At 63.9% G+C, this 16,001-nt stretch carries 18 protein-coding genes and 1 tRNA gene; 14 read left to right on the forward strand and 5 right to left on the reverse strand.

What is annotated here, in order from left to right:
• Positions 1-12 precede the first annotated feature (12 nt).
• Together thiS and OUZ49_RS00265 are read right to left on the reverse strand one after the other, a co-directional pair.
• The gene (gene thiS / locus OUZ49_RS00260) at positions 13-213 is read right to left on the reverse strand and encodes a sulfur carrier protein ThiS (RefSeq protein ID WP_266147872.1); all 201 of its coding nucleotides are present in this window, start codon (positions 211-213) and stop codon (positions 13-15) included.
• Between the two features lie 81 nt (positions 214-294).
• Complete coding sequence (locus tag OUZ49_RS00265) at positions 295-2,457, reverse strand: DUF6600 domain-containing protein (RefSeq protein WP_266147873.1); 2,163 nt, start codon at positions 2,455-2,457, stop codon at positions 295-297.
• A 244-nt stretch (positions 2,458-2,701) separates the two neighbouring features.
• On the opposite strand from OUZ49_RS00265, the gene OUZ49_RS00270 reads away from it, so the two are divergent.
• The 7 genes from OUZ49_RS00270 (at position 2,702) to OUZ49_RS00300 (ending at position 7,700) form a co-directional block, all read left to right on the forward strand.
• Positions 2,702-2,775 (forward strand) — tRNA-Gly (locus OUZ49_RS00270).
• 57 nt (positions 2,776-2,832) lie between these two features.
• Positions 2,833-3,288: an ATP-dependent zinc protease family protein gene (locus tag OUZ49_RS00275; RefSeq protein ID WP_266147874.1), complete on the forward strand. Its 456-nt coding sequence runs from the start codon at positions 2,833-2,835 to the stop codon at positions 3,286-3,288.
• Positions 3,285-4,193 carry a 30S ribosomal protein S6--L-glutamate ligase gene (gene rimK / locus OUZ49_RS00280; RefSeq protein WP_266147875.1) on the forward strand — a complete coding sequence of 303 codons (909 nt, stop codon included), beginning with the start codon at positions 3,285-3,287 and terminating at the stop codon, positions 4,191-4,193. Before OUZ49_RS00275 ends, rimK begins: the two co-directional genes overlap by 4 nt.
• A 94-nt stretch (positions 4,194-4,287) precedes the next feature.
• Positions 4,288-4,779, forward strand: coding sequence for a hypothetical protein (locus OUZ49_RS00285; protein ID WP_266147876.1), 492 nt, complete (start codon positions 4,288-4,290; stop codon positions 4,777-4,779).
• Positions 4,780-4,968: 189 nt separating this feature from the next.
• On the forward strand, positions 4,969-5,457 hold the full coding sequence (locus OUZ49_RS00290) for a hypothetical protein (RefSeq protein ID WP_266147877.1): 489 nt from the start codon (positions 4,969-4,971) through the stop codon (positions 5,455-5,457).
• A 289-nt stretch (positions 5,458-5,746) separates the two neighbouring features.
• Complete coding sequence (locus tag OUZ49_RS00295; protein WP_266147878.1) at positions 5,747-6,433, forward strand: response regulator transcription factor; 687 nt, start codon at positions 5,747-5,749, stop codon at positions 6,431-6,433.
• Entirely contained in the window at positions 6,417-7,700 is a 1,284-nt protein-coding gene (locus tag OUZ49_RS00300; RefSeq protein WP_266147879.1) for a sensor histidine kinase, read from the forward strand. Before OUZ49_RS00295 ends, OUZ49_RS00300 begins: the two co-directional genes overlap by 17 nt.
• A gap of 52 nt (positions 7,701-7,752) precedes the next feature.
• Here OUZ49_RS00300 and OUZ49_RS00305 read toward each other — a convergent pair whose 3' ends face one another.
• The 3 genes from OUZ49_RS00305 to metF form a co-directional block, all read right to left on the reverse strand.
• Positions 7,753-8,670, reverse strand: a complete 918-nt coding sequence (locus tag OUZ49_RS00305; protein WP_266147881.1) for a branched-chain amino acid transaminase — start codon at positions 8,668-8,670, stop codon at positions 7,753-7,755.
• Between the two features lie 133 nt (positions 8,671-8,803).
• Positions 8,804-9,433: a DUF4124 domain-containing protein gene (locus tag OUZ49_RS00310; protein WP_266147882.1), complete on the reverse strand. Its 630-nt coding sequence runs from the start codon at positions 9,431-9,433 to the stop codon at positions 8,804-8,806.
• A gap of 28 nt (positions 9,434-9,461) precedes the next feature.
• Complete coding sequence (metF, locus tag OUZ49_RS00315; RefSeq protein WP_266147883.1) at positions 9,462-10,289, reverse strand: methylenetetrahydrofolate reductase [NAD(P)H]; 828 nt, start codon at positions 10,287-10,289, stop codon at positions 9,462-9,464.
• A gap of 207 nt (positions 10,290-10,496) precedes the next feature.
• Between metF and ccoN the strand changes: the two genes are divergently transcribed.
• From ccoN to OUZ49_RS00350, 7 genes are read left to right on the forward strand one after another with little or no spacing between them, the layout of a single operon-like run.
• Positions 10,497-11,942, forward strand: a complete 1,446-nt coding sequence (gene ccoN / locus OUZ49_RS00320; protein ID WP_266147884.1) for a cytochrome-c oxidase, cbb3-type subunit I — start codon at positions 10,497-10,499, stop codon at positions 11,940-11,942.
• A gap of 10 nt (positions 11,943-11,952) precedes the next feature.
• The gene (ccoO, locus tag OUZ49_RS00325) at positions 11,953-12,594 is read left to right on the forward strand and encodes a cytochrome-c oxidase, cbb3-type subunit II (RefSeq protein ID WP_266147885.1); all 642 of its coding nucleotides are present in this window, start codon (positions 11,953-11,955) and stop codon (positions 12,592-12,594) included.
• Between the two features lies 1 nt (position 12,595).
• Positions 12,596-12,736 (forward strand): cbb3-type cytochrome oxidase subunit 3, encoded by a 141-nt coding sequence (locus OUZ49_RS00330; protein ID WP_266147886.1) that lies wholly within the window; start codon positions 12,596-12,598, stop codon positions 12,734-12,736.
• Positions 12,733-13,665, forward strand: a complete 933-nt coding sequence (ccoP, locus tag OUZ49_RS00335) for a cytochrome-c oxidase, cbb3-type subunit III (protein WP_266147887.1) — start codon at positions 12,733-12,735, stop codon at positions 13,663-13,665. The genes OUZ49_RS00330 and ccoP overlap by 4 nt, the downstream gene beginning before the upstream one ends.
• Before the next feature lie 2 nt (positions 13,666-13,667).
• Complete coding sequence (locus OUZ49_RS00340) at positions 13,668-13,976, forward strand: hypothetical protein (RefSeq protein ID WP_380005096.1); 309 nt, start codon at positions 13,668-13,670, stop codon at positions 13,974-13,976.
• On the forward strand, positions 13,973-15,526 hold the full coding sequence (locus tag OUZ49_RS00345) for a 4Fe-4S dicluster domain-containing protein (protein ID WP_266147889.1): 1,554 nt from the start codon (positions 13,973-13,975) through the stop codon (positions 15,524-15,526). Before OUZ49_RS00340 ends, OUZ49_RS00345 begins: the two co-directional genes overlap by 4 nt.
• Positions 15,523-15,999, forward strand: coding sequence for a hypothetical protein (locus OUZ49_RS00350; RefSeq protein ID WP_266147890.1), 477 nt, complete (start codon positions 15,523-15,525; stop codon positions 15,997-15,999). Before OUZ49_RS00345 ends, OUZ49_RS00350 begins: the two co-directional genes overlap by 4 nt.
• The last annotated feature ends 2 nt before the right edge of the window (positions 16,000-16,001 follow it).

Consider the following 16,001-nt stretch of genomic DNA (forward strand, 5'->3'; position numbering starts at 1 on the left):
ACTAGCGCGGGATCAGCCGCCACCGATGGCGTGAACGATTTCGACCTGGTCGCCTTCGGCCAGCGCGTGGCTGATATGCAGGCTGCGCGGAACGATCTCGTGATTCACTTCCACGGCGACTCGACGGGTACCGTAACCGGCTTCCTGCAGCAACTGGGCGACCGTCGTGGCGGGGGCGCAGTCGCGTGGACTGCCATTGAGCGTGATATGCATCCCCGTATTGTAGCGGCTACCGACACGCCACAAAGAGGCCCGGCATTCGCCGGGCCCCTGGAGAGACGCATGAAACCGGCGTCAATTGTGTTGATCGTCCTTGCGGCGGTCGTCGTGGTGGGGCTGGCTGTGCGGCTGCTCATGCGGCTGGCCAGCATTCTGGGCCGGGCGTGGCTGCGGCTGCGGAGCCTGGTTGCCTCGCGGTGGCTCGTAGGCACGCTGCGGTGTTTCGTAGCCCCGCTGCTGGGGCTGGGCAGCCCGCTGCTGTGGTTCGACGCTCGGTGGCGGCGCAACGTTGCGCGGTTGCTGGAATTCCGGTCGCTGGACGGCGCTTTCCCGCTGGTAGCGTGGCTCGTTGTCGGGGCCCGCAGGGGCGCGCTCGACGCGTGGCACGTTGGGCAGGACGCCCGCCGAGGGCTGGGCTCGCGCGCGATCGGACTCGGCGCTGGGGATATAACTCACGCCCGGGCGTGGCTGATTGCCTGGTGTGGCGCGTTCGATCGTGGGCATATCTTCCCTTGAATGGGCGAATCGAGCGGACGGCATTTCACCCGGGCGCATGGCTGCACGCTCGTTGTCCTGCATGGCCGGCTGGCGCATGCCGGGCTGCCCGGCCGGCCCCGCTGACGACATGTCGGCGGAACGATTCGGCGCAAACCCACCTGCCGGCCGGTTGCCCTGGGCCTGCCCATTCAGCAGTCGAACATTGGTCGGGCCCTGGAAAGCGTGCTGCCCACCCGCCGGGGCGGCGTTGGCAGCGCGAGCGCCAAAGCTCGCGGCCGGTGCATTGCGAGCCACCACCTCACGATCGAAACCACCTGCCGGCAAGGTTCGGCCTGACCCGCTGCGTGCCGGCGCGAAGCTGGCCTGCTCGGGGCGCACGCCGGCGCCGCGCGGCATCACCTGGGCGCCGGCAAAGCGTTGCGGGTCCACGGCCATCATGTGGTGCTGTGCGTTGCGGGCGGCGGCGAAATCCTGGCCGGACATGGCGGTAAAAGCATGCGGCGCCTCGCGGTTCAAGAAACGCTCATTCGGCACCGGCCGGCCATCGCGGAAGTAGTTGTAGTGATTGTTGATGTTCTCCATCACCACGCTACGGCCATTGCGCTCGTAGATATTGGTGACGTTGACGTTGGTGTAATAGCCGCGGCTGGCGTGATACCACGGGTTGTAGACCTCATGCGGACCCAGCGGGAACCAGCCCACGGGGGCGCTGCTGATGCCGATGGATGCGCCGCCGACAAAGGCGACCAGCGCCGGTGCATAGACCGGCCGCTCCCGCACGGGGCCGGGGACCCAGCCCCAGTTGCCGCGCACATAGGCCCAGCGGCCGTAGTGGTATGGCGCAAAGCCCCACGGCGAATCGTCCACCCAGGTCCAGCCCCAGGGCGCGATATAGGCCCAGTGGCCATCGCGATACGGTGCCCAACCCACCGCCACATTGGACGGGTACCAGACCTGGCCGTAGTCGGGGTCGGCCTGCCAGTTGCCGTACTGGTTCAGGTCCTGGGCGCCGACGACTTCGTCGGAGACATAGCGGTCCGACTGCGACTGCTCCTGCGCGTTGCGCTGATCGCGACTATTGCTCCAGGCGTCGAAGTCGTCGCCGCCGTCGATATCGCTGATGACCACGTTGTTGAGCGAGGAGTCGGCGAACTCGTAGCTGCGTCCGCTGGCGACATTGCGTTGCGTGTTGCCTTCGCCATACACCACGGCGCGGCCGTCGAAGTCGATGATGCGCGTGGATTTGCCGTCGTCGCCGATGTCGACGCGGAAGTTGCCGGGCTGATCCACCACAAGGGCGACGGTGGGTGTGTCGATCTCGTAACTCTGGCCCTCGGCCAGGCCCCGCACGGAGAGATTCAAGGTGCCCTGGGTGAGTTCCACCTGGGTCAGCTGATCATTGAGCGTGAGAAAGCCGAAGTCCGAATCGTCCGCGATGCGCAAGGTGCCGCCACCCAGCTCCAGCTCGGCGCGGGCGTTTTGCCCGGTGGAAAGGCGGTCGCCGGTGGTCAGTGGGCGGTTGAGGCTGGCGTCGCCCCAGTCCTTGGTGCCGGCCGGCAACAAGCCGACATCGCCGGTTCGGTAGGACAGGCGCGCCACGCGCGAAGGCGGGTCGCCCGCGCTGTCGCCGTCAGGTGTTTGTGCCTGGGCCAGGGCGAGGCCGCCGACGCCGATCAGCAAAGCCGCCGCCAGCCATCGCCAGCCCCGCGGCGAGGTCAGGGAAGCAGGAAACACGCGCATCGAGTTCTCCGAAGGGTAGGGCGCGACCCGGTCGCGCGAGCAGATTTCATCGTCCCCAAAACGCGCAAGAACCAGCGGACGCTGACGAACACATTATGTTGACGGTTGATGAGGTGTCGGCAAGGACTTGCTGGCTACATCGCCATAACCGATTCAGCGGGCCGCCATGTGCGGTTCATGCCGCGTTCGGCTCTCGCCGGCGGTTCCAAATTCACGCAGTCCCGGGTTACCATCGCCGAACCCCGCGGGTGTAGCTCAATGGTAGAGCTGTAGCTTCCCAAGCTACTGACGAGGGTTCGATTCCCTTCACCCGCTCCAAAATGCTCTCGACCCCACCGAGCTTTCTTTCACGTAACCCTGCGGCGTGCGCTGATAATGGCGGATGTGATCACCCTCGGCTGGCGGGAGCGTCTGGCGTTGCCGGAACTCGGCATCCCCCTGCTCAAGGCCAAGCTGGATACCGGCGCGCGCAGTAGTTCACTACACGTGGACGCGCTGGAAAGCTTCGAGCGCGATGGTGAAACCTGGCTGCGTTTTGCAGTGAATGTCGGTGGCCGTCACCGGGTCGGCGTGGCTTGCGAAACGCTGGCACTGGATCGCCGTGCCGTGACGGACACCGGTGGGCGGCGCACCTTGCGTTGGTTCATTCGCACCGACGTCATGGTCGCGGGGCAGCGCTTTGCGGTCGACATCAATTTGACTGATCGGCGGCATATGCTGTTTCCCATGCTGCTGGGCCGCACGGCATTGCACGGCCGCTTCGCGGTCGACCCTGCCCTTTCCTATACACAGCCACGACCGATCTGGGGCGTGGCCACGGGTGTTTCATGAAGATCGCCATTCTCTCCCGCAACACCCGCCTCTATTCGACCCAGCGCCTGATCGAAGTGGCGCGGGATCGTGGCCATGTCGTGCGTGTACTCGATCCGCTGCGCTGCTACGTGCGCATTGCGCCTGGCAACATGTCGATTCGCTACAAGGGCAAGGCGCTCAAGGGTATCGACGCTGTGATTCCGCGCATCGGCGTCACCAGCACGTTCTATGGCACCGCCGTATTGCGCCAGCTGGAAATGATGGGCGTGTACTCGCCCAATTCCTCCGATGCGGTGCTGCGCGCGCGCGACAAGCTGCGCTGCCTGCAGATTCTCGCCGCCCAGGGCCTGGACATGCCCGCCACCGTGTTCGGTGACAACCCGGACGACACCGCCGACGTGCTGGCCATGCTTGGCGAGCCGCCGCACGTGATCAAGCTCAACGAAGGCAGCCAGGGCACCGGCGTCGTACTGGCGGAAAAACGCAGCGCCTCGCAAAGCGTGATCGAGGCTTTTCGTGGCCTTTACGCCAACTTTCTCGTGCAGGAATTCATTGCCGAGGCCAAGGGCAGCGATCTGCGTTGCTTCGTGGTGGGCAAGAAGGTCGTGGCCGCCATGCAGCGCGATGCCAGCCCCGGCGAGTTTCGCGCCAACCTGCACCGCGGCGGCACGGCCAGCCCGGCCACGCTGAGCCCCGAAGAACGCCGGATCGCCGTGAAGGCCGCCTCGGCCCTGGGCCTGGGGGTTGCTGGTGTCGACATGCTGCGCTCCAAGCGTGGCCCGCTCATTCTGGAAGTGAACGCCTCGCCAGGCCTGGAAGGCATCGAGGCCGCCACCGGCGTGAATGTGGCTGCCGCCATCATTGGCCTGCTCGAAACGGAAGCGGCGCCCCAGGCTGTCGTGACGTCCGCCCGGCGCCGCTAGCCGGGTTTTGACCTGAGGGCGGGACGGGCATAGGATTTCCCGCTCCTGCAGGGCGTGTCCCGCGCTGGGATGCGGCAGGACCAGGGAGGTAGGCATGAAGCTCAAGCCCTCATCGTTCCTCGTGATTGTCACGCTAGCCATGGCTCCCATGGCATGTGTTCAAGCCAAGCAGGCGCCCCCACCGCCCAGCGTCAAGGCGGATACGAAGGATCAGTTCGCCACCGTGGCGAATAATGTTCGCGAACAGATGGGGCCCGGTGGCCGGTTCGAATTCGTCGATCCAGGCGAGCGCAGTACGGTCGAGCAGAATCTCGGGCAAATGCAGGCGCTATTCGATAAGTTCGGCAGCGTCGATGCGATGGACATGCCTTCGAAGATTCAGCTTTACAACGATCAGTCCGCAGTCAATGCGATCCTGACCCGTCGCGATGGCGATCGCGAAGTCTGTGAGCAGGCGCCACCGACGGGCACGCTCATTCCCAAGACCACCTGTCGTAAATACAGCGACATAGAGCGTGAAAGGCGCGACACCATCAAGATGAAGGACGACATGTTGCACACCATGAATCCGCAGCCTTCGCACTGACCGCCGCTCGGGCTCCCTCGGGCGCCCTGGCCGAAGCTGCCCGTTCGTTCGCTCGGAAACTGGCGTTCGCTGACACCGTGAAAGTGAATCCCTGGCGAAGTTTTGACCAGGGCCCCTACGCGTCATACCATCGGCCGGTCCTGCGAAGCGTACCCCAAGGGGGGGTGCGGTAGGGCTCGGGAGGAAAGCATGAAGGTGAAATTCTGGTCGCCATTGATGGCGGCTGCGGTGATTTTGCTGCAAGTGGCGTCCGTGCAAGCCAAGGAGGCCAAGCCTGATGTCAAGGCGAATACCAAGGATGAGTTCGCTGCTGTTGCGGATCACGTTCGCCAGCAGATGGGGCCAGGAGGTCGTTTTGAGTTTGTCGACAAGACCGAGCATGAAATGGTCGATCGCGACCTGACCAACATGCAGTCGCTATACGACAAGTTCGGCACGGTCGACGCGATGGACCAGGCGTCCAAAGTCCAGCTCTATAACAACCAGTCCGAAGTCAATGCCATCCTGACCAAGAAGGATGCTGACCGGGAGATTTGCGAGCAGGTCAAACCGATGGGCTCCAATATTCCCAAGACGGTCTGCCGCACCAATCGCCAGGTGCAGGAAGACAACGGGGCTGCGCAGCGGTACATGCAAGACATGAAGCAGGTGCAGACCCTGAAGGGCAGCAAGGGTTAACGCTGAAGTGAGAGTCGGTTAACCAACGTGTAACCGCAGGGCCCCTATAAAGGTTTCACTGCAATTTGCTTGACACTTCAACCGCAAGGTCGGGTGACAGCAGATTACGGTATCGGGGCAGTAGCTTGGGCCCAGGCGAACGACGACAAGTCGACCCGCCTGGGCCTTTTTCTTTACGCCCGGCCGGTTTTATTCAGCTTGGCGCCCTTCCGACCCCCCTTTCCCGCATTCAAGCTTGTTAAGCTTGCCACCTCGGCCGGTCCCTATGCCGGCTGCGTATGGAGGACGCATGCGCGTACTGGTGATTGAAGACAACAGCGATATCGCGACCAATATCGGCGATTACCTGGAAGATCGTGGCCATGTGGTCGATTTCGCCGGCGACGGCGTTACCGGACTCCATTTGGCCGTGGTGCACGACTTCGACGTGATCGTGCTCGATCTCACCCTGCCAGGCATGGATGGCCTCGACGTGGCGCGCAAGCTGCGCCACGAGGCGCACAAGCAGACGCCCATCCTGATGCTGACCGCGCGCGACGCGCTGGAGCAGAAGCTGACCGGCTTCGAGTCCGGTGCCGACGACTACATGACCAAGCCGTTCGCCCTGCAGGAGCTGTCCGCGCGCCTGGAAGTGCTGGCGCGTCGCGGCAAGGGCCCGCAAAGTCGCGTCCTGAAGGTGGGTGACCTTACCTACAACCTCGACACGCTCACGGTGACCCGCGAGGGCAAGTCGATCCAGCTCAACCCCATCGGCCTGAAACTGCTGCAGGCGCTGATGGAGGCGAGCCCGTCGGTGGTGACCCGCCAGGATCTGGAGCAGCGCGTGTGGGGCGAGGAGCTGCCCGACAGCGATTCGCTGCGCGTGCACATCCACGGTCTCCGCGCAGCCATCGACAAACCGTTTGAAAAGCCGCTGATCCACACGCGGCACGGTATCGGATATCGGATGGTCGAGCCGGATGCGGTCCAGGCGTAAGCTCAGGTTTCGCCTGGTCGTCTCGTTCGCGCTGTTCGGCTTTGGCCTCAGCGCGTTGTTCGCGATCGCGGCGCTGAATATCCGCGGTCGCGTGGAAGATCAGCTGGTCAACGCCAGCCTGCTCGACGATGCGCGTTGGGCCAATCAGCAGGCCCACGAACACCCCGGCACGCCGAGCGGCTCGCGCCTGCTCACCGGCACCGTGCTCAGCGATCGCACGCTCTACAAGGCACCGCTTTCATGGCAAAACCTGCCGAACGGCGTGCATGACATCTTTGAGACCGATGAAGAGGGCCAGCGGCATCACTACAAGCTGGCGGTCTACCACGAAAACGGCATCATCAGCTTTATCCGCTACGACGTTTCGCGCGAGGAGCTGGGCAAGCAGCAGCTGCTGGTCAGCGTCATTGGCGCGGTTTTCCTGTTTGGTCTGCTATCGCTTGCGCTCGGTCTGTGGCTCTCGCGCAAAGTCCTGAAGCCAGTCAGCGACCTGGCGCGACGCCTGCGCGACTTTCGCAAGAACGGCAAGGCCGAGCTGCTGGCACCGCATTTTGCAGACGACGAAGTGGGCGAGCTGGCGCTGGCGCTGGACGAGTACGCGCAACGGCTTACCGCCATGGTCGAGCGTGATCGCGAATTCAATTCCGATGTGAGTCACGAGCTGCGCACGCCGCTGGCGGTCATCGCCAGCACTACCGAATTGCTGCAGGGTTCGCCCGATCTCACCGATAAGTTGCGCGAGCGCCTGAAGCGCATCGAGCGTGCCTCGCGCCAGGCTACCGAGCTGATCGAGGCCTTGTTGCTGCTGTCGCGTGCGGAACGGCGTGGGCCAACTCGCGGTGAAACCACTGACGTGGCAAAGGTCGCGGCCGACGTGATCGAGAGCCAGCGCCCGCAGATGCGTGACAAGCCGCTGGGCGTCGAGCTGACGGTCAAGCAGTCGGTGAGCATCAACGCGCCGGCTTCGGTGCTCTCGGTGGCGCTGACCAATCTGATTGGCAACGCGATCAAATACACCATGGAAGGCATGGTGACCGTTGAAGTAAGCGCCAATCGCATCGAAGTGATCGATACCGGCCCCGGCATCAAGCCGGAGGACGCCGAGCGCTTGTTCCAGCGCGGCGTGCGTGGTGAAGGTGCGGGCGGCAGCGGTGCGGGACTGGGCCTGGCGATCGTGCGCCGCCTCTGCGAACTCTACGGCTGGGACGTGTCGATGCGTCCACGCACCGACAGCAACGGCGCCATCGCGAGCATCGTGTTCGGCTGAGTTGGCCTGAGCCTCCGGACGGAAAGGGGCGAGTCTGCCTCGCCCCAAGTCCTCAGAGCGCTTCCAGCCAGCCCCACTGGTCGTTGGTCTTGCCAGTGAACAGGCCGAAGAACAGCTCCTGCAAACGACGGGTGACACGGCCGGCCTTGCCGCTGCCGATCTGCTTGCCGTCCACCGAACGAATCGGCGTGATCTCGGCGGCGGTACCGCACATCAGCAGTTCGTCGGCGAGGTAGAGGTATTCGCGCGGGATATCGCGTTCGACGACTTCAATGCCATCTTCGCGCGCCAGGGTCTTGAGCGTGTCGCGCGTGATGCCGGCAAGAATCGACGCGCTGGCCGGCGTGGTGTGCAGCACGCCATCGAACACCAGGAACAGGTTTTCGCCGGCACCCTCGCTGAGCAGGCCGCTGGAGGCCAGGGCGATGCCCTCGCCAAAGCCCAGGCGACGGGCTTCGCGTGCGATCAGCTGGCCGGAAAGGTAATTGCCACCAGCCTTGGCGCCCGCGGGAATGGTGTTCGGGGCAAAGCGCTGCCAGCTCGATACACAGGCGTCGATGCCATTTTCCAGCGCCTCGGGACCGAGGTAAGGACCCATCGGCCAGGCGGCCACGGCAACGTCGATCGGCGTTTCGGCCGAGAGACCAAAACCACCCAGGCCGCGATAGGCCACCGGGCGCAAATAGGCCGCGCTGAGGCCGTTCTTGCGCACGACCTCGCGGCAGGCAGCCGCCAGCTCGACTGCCGAGTAGGGCAGGGCCATGTCGTAGATCTTGGCCGACTGGTACAGGCGGTTGAGATGGTCGGTGAGACGGAAAATGGCTGCGCCATCAGGCGTGGCATAGCTGCGGATGCCTTCGAATACCGAGGACCCGTAATGCAGCGCGTGCGCCATGACGTGGGTGGTCGCCTCCTGCCAGGGCTTGATCACGCCGTTCTGCCAGATCCAGTCGGGGTACTGCTGCGCCATGTCGGTTCTCCGCGGAAAATCGCAACATGATAACGCGCGACGCGCCAAGGCGGTTTCATGCCTGGTCCAGGCGGGCTCCTGGCGGCGTTCCAGCGATGGGCGGGAGCCCGGCCAAGGCGGCGGTCCGCGGAGCTCAGCCGGGGCTGCGCAACCACAGGCAACCGGAACGCCGCACCACGACGAAGTGCGTATCGTGGGGCACGCCGCTGCCATCGTTGGCCGCCGTGCGTACCACCAGTTGCCGATCGGCAGGCGGTGGCGAAGGCGCGGCGGCAGGCGTTGCGGCGTCGGCCGGATCCAGCGAACGCTCCAGGCTGCCCATGTCGCTGGACTGGGCCGGGGCCGGCGCCGCATCCTCAGAGGCTTCGCCGACATCCAGCAGCGTGTGCTGCATCAGTTCGCTCAGGGATCGGATATCGGCGACCACGGCCCCGCGCCCGTAACCACTCCAAAGCATCAGCCCGGCCAGGCGGTTCGGGTCGTGCCGGCTGAAGGCGTCAATGACGCTCTGGCGCAGCTCGGGCACGCTCGCGGCACAAAGCAGCGGTGGCGGTATGGCCGGTTCCTGTGGCGGGTTCGCATGGGTGGTCGCCCCGGCGGCCGCCGCATCGGCCATCGGCGTCGCCTGCAGCGCCGCACAGGGCTGATCCGTGAACAAGGGGTTGCCGTCCGCGCCCACGCAGCGGTGAATGCCTTCCTGTGCCGCCGCACCCATCGGTAGCAGAAACAGCAGGAGCAACAGGCGGATACGCGTGGACACCATCGAACGAGCATACCCTCGTCCGAGTGGGTTAACCGTGCAGTCGATCCAGAATCGCCCGCGTCGCCTGGGCCCGGTTCAAGGTGTAGAAGTGCAGTCCGGGCGCGCCGCCCTCCAGCAAGCGACGACAAAGCTGGGCCACCACGTCGGCGCCAAGCTCCCGCACCGATACGGCATCGTCGCCATGGGCCTGCATGCGTTTGGCGATCCAGCGCGGGATTTCCGCGCCACACATGTCGGAGAAGCGCTTGAGCTGGGTGAAATTGGAGATCGGCATGATGCCCGGCACGATCGGCACGTCCACGCCAAGGCGGCGCACGTCGTCGACGAAACGGAAGTACGCATCCGCATTGAAGAAATACTGGGTGATCGCACCATCGGCCCCGGCATCGATCTTGGCCTTGAAGTGGCGCAGGTCTGCCAACGCATCATCGGCCTGCGGGTGGGTTTCCGGATAGGCGGCCACCTCGATGTGGAAGTGGTCACCCGAATGTTCGCGGATGAACTGAACCAGTTCGGAGGCGTAACGGAAGTCGCCCGGCGACGCCATGCCCGAGGGCAGGTCGCCGCGCAGCGCCACGATGCGGCGGTAACCCGCGGCGCGATAGCTATCCAGCAACTCGGCCAGCTCGGCCCGGGTGCCACCTACGCAAGACAGGTGCGGGGCCACGTTCAGGCCATGCTCGCTATGCAAGCGGTTCACCGTTTCGCCGGTGTAGTTGAGCGTCGAACCGCCAGCACCAAAGGTCACCGACACATATTCCGGCGACAACGCCTTGAGCGCGATCGCCGCCTTGTCCAGCTGTGCACGCTGCTCGTCGGTCTTGGGCGGAAAGAACTCAAAGCTGATCGGCGGCATCGCGACGGGTCCTGAAGTGGCGGTGCCGAGATTATATATCTCTTTTTCGCGATACAGAGATATCCCAATGGGGTCGAGGTCGGGGGGAGAACACCTGCGACAAATCGCGCCCCGTACCTACCCCCCTTCACTTGATCTAGATCATGCGTGGACCAGGGGGCGCCAACCAGACTTCACAGGATTCAGACATGCCTAGGAGTGGGCCTCATGGTGGGCGTCGAGGGGACATATAACGACAAGGTCGTGCGGCAGTTCGCCGTGATGACCGTGGTGTGGGGGATCGTGGGCATGCTGGTCGGCGTCATCGTCGCGAGCCAGCTGTACTGGCCCGACCTCACGTTCGGCGTGCCGTGGCTCAGCTACGGCCGTCTCAGGCCATTGCATACCAATGCCGTGATCTTCGCGTTCGGCGGCTCGGCGTTGTTCGCCAGCAGCTTGTACGTGGTGCAGCGCACCTGCCACGTGCGCCTGCTATCGGACAAGCTGGCGTCATTCGTGTTCTGGGGCTGGCAATTGGTGATCGTGGCCGCGGCCATCACCTTGCCGTTGGGTCTCACCCAGGGCAAGGAATACGCCGAGCTCGAATGGCCCATCGACGTGCTCATCACGATCGTCTGGGTCGCCTATGCGGTACTGTTCTTCGGCACCATCGCCAAGCGCAAGGTGAAGCATATCTACGTCGCCAACTGGTTCTTTGGCGCGTACATCATCACCATCGCCTTGCTGCACATCGTCAACAACCTCGCCATCCCGGCCGGCCTGTGGAAGTCCTACTCGGTGTACTCCGGCGCGGTCGATGCGATGGTGCAGTGGTGGTACGGCCACAACGCCGTAGGCTTTTTCCTGACCACGGCCTTCCTCGGCATGATGTATTACTTCGTGCCCAAGCAGGCGGATCGTCCGATCTATTCCTACCGGCTGTCGATCGTGCACTTCTGGGCGCTGATCGCGGTGTACATGTGGGCCGGCCCGCATCACCTGCAATACACCGCGCTGCCCGACTGGGTGCAGTCGCTGGGCATGGTGTTCTCGCTGGTGTTGCTGGCGCCGTCCTGGGGCGGCGCGATCAACGGCATCCTCACCTTGTCGGGGGTCTGGTACAAGCTGCGCACCGATCCGATCCTGAAGTTCCTCATCGTCTCGCTCTCGTTCTACATGATGAGCACGTTCGAGGGGCCGATGATGTCGATCAAGACGGTCAACTCGCTCAGTCACTACACCGACTGGGGTATCGGCCACGTGCACTCGGGCGCACTCGGCTGGGTGGCGATGATTTCGATCGGCTCGATCTACGCGATGCTGCCGCGGCTGCTCAATCTCTCGAAGATGTACTCGACCAGGTTGATCGACACCCACTTCTGGCTGCACACGATTGGCGTAGTCGTCTACATCGCCACGATGTGGATTGCCGGCGTGACGCAGGGCCTGATGTGGCGCGCTACCGATCCCGAGAACGGCACCCTGGTCTACTCGTTCGTGGAAGCGCTCAACGCTACCAAGCCGTATTACCTGTTCCGTCTCTGCGGTGGACTGATCGTGCTCTCGGGCATGTTGGTGATGGCCTGGAACGTGTTCAAGACCTTCCGGCTGGCGGCAGCAAGCACGGTGCCGCAAGTGGTGCTTCCGCCCGATCTTTCGGACGCCCGTGCCTGAGGGAACAGACATGAGTCATACACACGCAAAAATCGAAAAGAACATCGGCCTGATGATGATCTTGATCGCCGTGGCGGTGTCCTTCGGCGGCCTGGCGGAAATCGTGCCGTTGATGTTCCAGGCCGAGGCGATCAAGCCGCTGCCGGGCATCAAGCCCTATCCCGCGCTGGAACTGGCGGGGCGCGACATCTATGTGCGTGAGGGTTGCTACGGCTGCCACTCGCAGATGATTCGCACGCTCCGCTTCGAGACCGAGCGCTACGGGCATTACTCGCTGGCCGGCGAGTCGGTCTACGACCATCCGTTCCAGTGGGGCAGCAAGCGCACCGGGCCGGACCTTGCGCGCGTCGGCCTGCGCGGCTATTCCGACGATTGGCACCGCGCGCATCTGAACGATCCGCGCGACGTGGTGCCGGAGTCGAACATGCCGGCGTATCCGTGGCTGGCCCAGGCGAAGCTCGACGGCGCGGAAATTGCGCAGCATATGCGTGCGCTCAAGCGCATTGGCGACCCCTACACGGACGCCGACATCGCCGGCGCGCCGGCGGCGGTCGCCGGCAAGACCGAACTTGATGCGGTCGTCGCCTATCTGCAGGGGCTGGGCACTCATGTCTCGCAGGCGGATATGCAAGTGGCAGAGGGGGCTGAGTGACATGTTGCCTGGCCTGATTACCGCGGCATTGCTGTCGCTGTTCGTGGGGGGCTGCATCTGGCTTTGGCGTCCGGGCCACAAGTCCGTGCTCGATGCAGCTGCGCAGATGCCTCTGGAAGACGATAAGGAGCAAACAACATGACGCCCGCCTGGACGTGGTACGTAGTGATCCTGACGGTGTTGAACCTGGGTGGTTGCGCGTGGCTCCTCATGGGCACGGCCAAGCGTCGATCGAGTGATCCCAAGCCGGACGAAACCGGGCATGTCTGGGATGGCAATCTCACCGAATTCAACAAGCCGCTGCCGCGCTGGTGGATCAACCTGTTCATCATCACCATCGTTTTTGCCGTGGCTTATCTGGTCTGGTTCGGCGTGGGCGAGCTGAAAGGCGTCGGTCACTGGAGTTCCAAGTCCGAATGGGCGCTGGACAACGCCGCCGAGGAGGCCAGGCTGGATGACACGCTCAAGCTCTATGCAGGCAAGCCGATCGACGTGCTGGCCCAGGACCCGTCCGCGGTGTCGATTGGTCGCACCATCTTCATCAATCGATGCGCGGCTTGTCATGGCTCGAGCGGGCACGGCGCGGTTGGATTTCCTGATCTGACCGACGATATCTGGCATTGGGGCGGTACGCCCAATCGCATACTCGATACGATCCAGAACGGGCGCCAGGCGGTCATGCCTGCTTGGGCCGACACCTTGAAGGCACAGGGCGGCCCCAACGCGGTGGATGACACGATTGCCTACGTGCTGTCGCTGTCCAGGCCCGATCAGCCGAAGGATGCGGTGGAACGCGGCGAAAAGATGTTCGCCACGATCTGCGTGGCCTGCCATGGCGCGCAAGGCAAGGGCAACCAGGTGGTGGGCGCGCCCGACCTCACCGACAGCTACTGGCTGTACGGCAGCAGCATGGCGTCGCTGCACAAGACGCTGAGCGAAGGTCGCCAGGGCGCCATGCCTGCATGGAAGCCGGTGCTTGGCGATACCCGTACGCGCTTGGTCGGCGCCTATGTGTGGACGTTGTCGCCGCACCGGGATCCGCCGCCCACCGGGGCCGTGGTCGCGGAATGATGATGAAGCGGCGATCGCTCAAACCGCCAGACCAGGCGTCGGTACGTGCTTCGGTGCGGCGTGTCGGCGCCATCCTGTGGCCAAGCTTCTTCGTGGCCGGCGTGGTGACCATGGTGTTCTTTGCCTACGTCGACCCCGAAGCGCTACAGGACATGACTTTTCCGTCGTTGAAGCTCAGCCGCGAACTTGGCTATACGCTGGGCTTCTTCCTGATCTGGCTGGCGACCGCATCGTCCAGCCTGTTTACCTGGATCCTGTTGCGTCCGGCACGGCTGGTCCGGGGCGGTTTACGTTCGGGCAGGGCATCATGAGTGGTCGCATTCCGCTGCGCGTCATCGACGACAGCGATTCGTATTACGTCAGCGAACGCAAGGTCTACTCGCGCGAGGTATCGGGGCGATTCAATCGCCTGCGCGTGGCGGCCGTGCTGTGGCTGCTCGGCATGTTCTATCTGTTTCCATGGCTGCGCTGGAACGGGCAGCAGGCAGTCCTGCTCGATCTCCCGGCGCGCAAGTTTCATATCTTCGGCCTGATGTTCCTGCCGCAGGACTTTCTGTTCCTGTCGATGCTGCTGATCATTGCGGCGCTTGCGCTGTTCTTCTTCACCGCCCTGGCCGGTCGACTGTTCTGCGGCTATGCCTGTCCGCAAACCGTCTGGACCGAAGTCTCGATCTGGATCGAGCGTTGGTGCGAAGGCGACCGTAACAAGCAAATGAAGCTGGATGCGGGGCCGTGGAATCGCGAAAAGATCCTGCGCAAGGGCGCTCGGCACGGGCTGTGGGCGCTGTTCTCGCTGTGGACCGGCTTTACCTTCGTCGGATTCTTCAGCCCGATCGTCGGCCTGGCGCAGCGCACCCCGTGGGCCTGGGGCGGCTGGGAAACATTCTGGATTCTGTTCTACGGCTTCGCCACCTGGGGCAACGCCGGCTTTCTGCGTCAGCAGGTATGCAAGTACATGTGCCCCTACGCGCGCTTCCAGAGCGCGATGTTCGATCGAAACACCTTGATCATCGCCTACGATCCCATGCGTGGCGAACCACGCGGTTCGCGCAAGCGTGGCTTGCAGAGCGTGCTGGCGCGTGCCCGCGGTCTGCTCGACAAGGCCACGGCCTACGACTATGTGTTTCGCGCCAGCCGGCATCCCTCGGCGGCGGACAACCGTGCACAGGCCGGCGGCACCATCGCTCTGGCGGGGGCCGCCGGTGCCACGGCCGAACCGCTGCCGAAATTTACCGCCGAGCTGCTTGGCGACTGCATCGACTGCACGATCTGTGTGCAGGTGTGCCCCACCGGCATCGATATCCGCAATGGCCTGCAGTACGAGTGCATTGCCTGCGGTGCCTGTATCGATGCCTGCGACGATGTGATGAAAAAGGTCGGCTACCCGACCGGGCTGATTCGCTACACCACGCAGAATCACATCGACAGCAAGCCGGCGCGGGTGCTGCGGCCGCGCATCGTGGTCTATGGCTGTCTGTTGCTGGCCCTGGCCGGTGGCTGGATGTACGGCGTGACCCATCGCAGTGTGCTGATTGCCGAGGTGCTGCGTGATCGCAATGCCATGTACAGCCAAGGCAGCGGTGGCAGCATCGAGAACAGCTACACGCTCAAGCTGGTCAACAAGGATCAGCAGGCGCACCGCTTCATGATCGATGTGAGTGCCGCCGACATGCCTGGCGTCAGCCTGCGCGGCGGCCCGAAGACGGTGCTGGCGCAAAGCGGCGAAGTGGTTTCGGTGCCCGTTACGGTCAGCGCCTCGGCCGAGGTATCCGGTCGCCACGCCATGCAATTCCAGGTCCGCGGCGTCGATGTGGATGCCACCACGACCGTCAACAGCAGCTTCTTTGGGCCACTGCCATGAACCAGAAACGCAGCCTCTGGCGCGAACCGATGATATGGATGCTGGTGGGCCTGCCGCTGGCTTCGGTCGTGATCGGCTTCAGTCTGTTGTTCGCCGCCGTTCATCCGGGCCGTGAGGACAGGGAGACCGTGGACAGGACGACGCAAGTAGGCAGGATGCTCGTCTCCGCGCACAGCCTGACCGAAGTGTCGACCCGCGGGCTGGTGCTGCGGACCAAGGGCGACATGATCGAGGCCCTGCCCATGGATGGGGATTTTCCACGCGGCGGAAAGCTGACGTTGACCCTGACGTCGCCGCATTCCGCGGACGGAAGTCGCACCTACCAGCTTGCGCCAAGCGAGCTGGGCTGGCGTGGCGTTGGCTCGCTGGAGGGAAGTGACGACTGGGCGGTACGGCTGGGATCCGACGACGGGGGCTGGCTGCTGCATGGACAATGGCCGTCGCAAGCGCGATTCATTCACCTGATGCCTTAAAC

Source organism: Dyella halodurans (assembly GCF_026283925.1).
Lineage (GTDB): Bacteria > Pseudomonadota > Gammaproteobacteria > Xanthomonadales > Rhodanobacteraceae > Dyella > Dyella halodurans.